Below are 3555 nucleotides of genomic sequence, written 5' to 3'. Positions count from 1 at the left end.
CCCACCCGCACCCTCCAAGAACCCACCCACCTGGGCATAGCCCACACGCCCATCCACGGGATCAGAAACATCCAGGCTCTCCAGGTCCCAACCGCGATCACCAGGGAAGCCCGACATCGCATCGGAGCCTTCCGCAACCAGCCGCCAGAAACCCTCCGGATCCTCCACTCCACCCGGGAACCGACAACCCATCCCCACAATCGCCACCGGCTCATCCGTGCCGGCCCGCGGCGTCGGCACAGCGCTCGCCCCAACGACCCCGTCGGTCCCGCACGCCTCGGCGACCAGATACCGAGCCACCTCCAGCGGCGTCGGCTGGTCGAAGACCAAGGTCGCGGGAAGGCTCAGGCCGGTCTCGGCCGCGAGCCGGTTACGCAACTCCAGCCCCGTCAGCGAATCGATGCCCATGTCACGGAACGCCCGCTGGGAATCGATGTCCCCGGGCCGGGCATGGCCCAGGACAACGGCCGCGGCGGCCCGAACGACCTGCAGGACTTCCTTCTCCCGATCGGCAGGGCTGAGCGCGGCCAACTGGTCCGCCAGGCCATCCGCGTCCGCGGCAACAGCCGCGCTAGGACGGACCAGAGCACCCCCAGCCAGACCCCGCAGCAGTGCGGGCACCGGCCGACCTCCACGAGACAGCCCTGTCAGGTCGAGGCGGGTCGGTACCGCCAACGGCACACCCCACGCGACCGCGGCCTCGAACAACGCCAAACCCTGTTCCGTCGACATCGGCTCGAGGCCACCACGACGCAGACGAGACCGACCCGCGCCATCCAGATGCCCGGTCATCTCCGAGGTCTGTTCCCACAGCCCCCACGCCAACGACTGACCAGCCAGGCACCGATCCCGGCGATAGACAGCCAGGGCGTCCAGGAACGCGTTCGCCGCCGCGTAACTTCCCTGCCCCGGATTGCCCACGATGGCCGCGGCCGAGGAGTACAACACGAACCCGGCCAGTCCCATGTCCTCCGTCAGCTCGTGCAGGTTCCACGCCGCGTCAACCTTCGCCGACAGCACCGGCACCATCCGCTGCGGCGTCAACGACTCCACCGTCGCGTCATCGATCACACCCGCGGCATGCACCACCGCCGTCAACGGCCGCTCCACCGCAACCTTGGCCAGCACCGAGGCGAGAGCGTCCCGGTCAGCGGCATCACCAGCCACCACCCGCACCTCAGCACCCAGCTCAGCCAACCCCGCGACCAGACCAGCCACCCCCGGCGCCGCCGGGCCACGTCGCGACACCAACACCAAGTGCCGCATGCCACGAACGGTGACCAGGTGCCGGGCCAACTCCCCGCCCAGAGTCCCGGTCCCGCCGGTGACCAGGACGGTGCCGTGCGGGTCCCAGGCGGCGGGGACGTTCAGTACGACCTTGCCCACATGCCGGGCGGCCTGCAGATGACGCAATGCCCCGACCGCCTGCGACAGCTCGAAGCACGTCACCGGCGGCGGCTTCAATATCCCGGCCTCGAACATCACCCCGAGCTCCGCGAGCATCTCCCCGACCCGCGGCACACCAGCATCCATCAGATCGAACGCTCGGTAGACCACTCCCGGATAGGCCGCAGCAACCTGCTCGGCATCACGGATATCGGTCTTGCCCATCTCGACGAACCGACCACCACGCGGCAACAACCGCAACGACGCGTCCGTGAACTCCCCCGCCAGAGCATTGACGACCACATCCATACCCGCACCACCGGTCACGGCCAAGAACCGCTCACAGAACGCCAGATCCCGCGTCGACGCGATATGGCTCTCATCGACGCCCATCGCCCGCAACGCCGCCTGCTTCGCCGGACTCGCGGTCGCGAAGACCTCCAAACCCCATTCCTGAGCCAACTGCACCGCAGCCGTGCCCACACCGCCGGTACCGGCATGGATCAACACCCGCTGACCGGGACGGACCTGGGCCAGATCCCGCAACGCATAAAACGCCGTCAAGAACCCCACCGGCACCGATGCGGCCTCCTGGAACGACCAACCCCGCGGCACCGCAGCCACCAGCCGACTGTCCACCACCCCCACCGGCCCCCACCCCGGCACCAAACCCATCACCGACTGCCCCACCACCAGACCATCCACCCCAGGTCCGGTCTCCAGCACCACCCCGGCAGCCTCCAAGCCCATAGCCCGGCCATCGGAGACCATTCCCAGCCCGGCGACCACATCGCGGAAGTTCACGCCCGCCGCCCGCAGACCCACCCGCACCTGACCCGGCAACAACGCCACACCTGCTTCGGGAGCATCGACCACAGCAGCACTGCCCAGATCACCCGGCTCGGCGACATCGACTCGCCAGCCCGAACCACCAGGCAACACCAACTCACCCGACGCACCCGCCCGGACCAGCCGACGCCCGAACACCACCACGGTCCCGCCGTCAGCAGTAGCAGGGCGGATGCGGACCTCAGGCTCATCAGCACCCAGCACCGCAGCCAGCACGGTGTCCACGTCGGCATCGTTGGCAGCGTCCAGGTCAGCCGCCGGGTCGACGTCGACCAACAGCACACGCCCCGGATGCTCCGACTGCGCCGAACGCACCAAACCCACCACCGCCGCGCCCGCCAGATCCTGCCCGATAGCTGCGCCCTGGGTCCAGACCACCAACCGCGAACCAGCGGTCTCGGGATCGGCCAGCCACTCCTGCACCCAACCCAACACCGTCGCAGCAGCCTGGTGAGCCGCCTCCGGCGCCGACATCCCCGACGGGGCGGTCGGCACTGGCGCCACCATCACCGGAGCTACCTCGGCCCCACCGTGCCGCGCCCACTCCACGGCAGCCGAAGCCTGCGCCGGCAGCGGAACCCAGTCCACCGTGAACAGCGATTGCCTGGGCACCCGACCCGACCCGACCAGTTGCCCCGGCGCAACCTCCCGCAACACCAACGACCGGGCCGCCAGCACCGGCTGACCGACACCATCGAACGCGGTGACCGAGATCCCTCCCGACCCGGCGGCCAGCACCACCCGCAAGTGACGCGCACCGGCGGCCAGCAATCGCACGCCCGACCACGCGAACGGCAACTCCGTCCCGCCATTGCCGTCACTAGCGGCCAGCAAACCGTGCAGAGCGGCATCAAGCAGAGCGGGATGCAAGCCGAATCCGGTAGCGTCGGAGTCAATGATCTGGGGCAGTTCGACTTCGGCGTAGACGGTGTCCCCGGCACGCCATGCCTGGCGCAGGCCCTGGAACGCCGGACCGTAGGCGTAACCGCGCCGGGCGAACTTCTCGTAGGCGTCGTCGACCGGAACCGACACCGCACCCGCCGGCGGCCACACGGACAGCCGATCCGGGACCGGCTCGCCATCGGCCGGGGCCAACACGCCCACCGCGTTCCGCACCCACTCGCCCTCCCCCTCACGAGAGGAGACCGTCACCGTTCGCCGGCCGCTGTCGCCATCACTGTCGCCGACGTGGACCTGCAACTGGACGCCACCGGAGGAGGGAAGGACCAGGGGCTCCTGGAGCGTCAGTTCCTCCAGGACACCACACCCGGCCAGATCAGCCGCATGCATCGCCAGGTCCACGAAAGCCGTGCCGGGTAG

Annotated in this window: 1 protein-coding gene; it reads right to left on the bottom strand. The window is 69.4% G+C overall.

Annotated features, from left to right (window positions below; translation table 11 throughout):
• Positions 1 to 3555: SDR family NAD(P)-dependent oxidoreductase (locus AC3EVP_RS36730; protein WP_435138088.1), on the bottom strand; the 3555-nt coding region annotated here is incomplete at both ends.

This window comes from Actinacidiphila sp. bgisy144, assembly GCF_057708105.1.
Note: the sequence above shows the minus strand (reverse complement) of the source record. Positions and strands in the feature narration are given on the sequence as shown.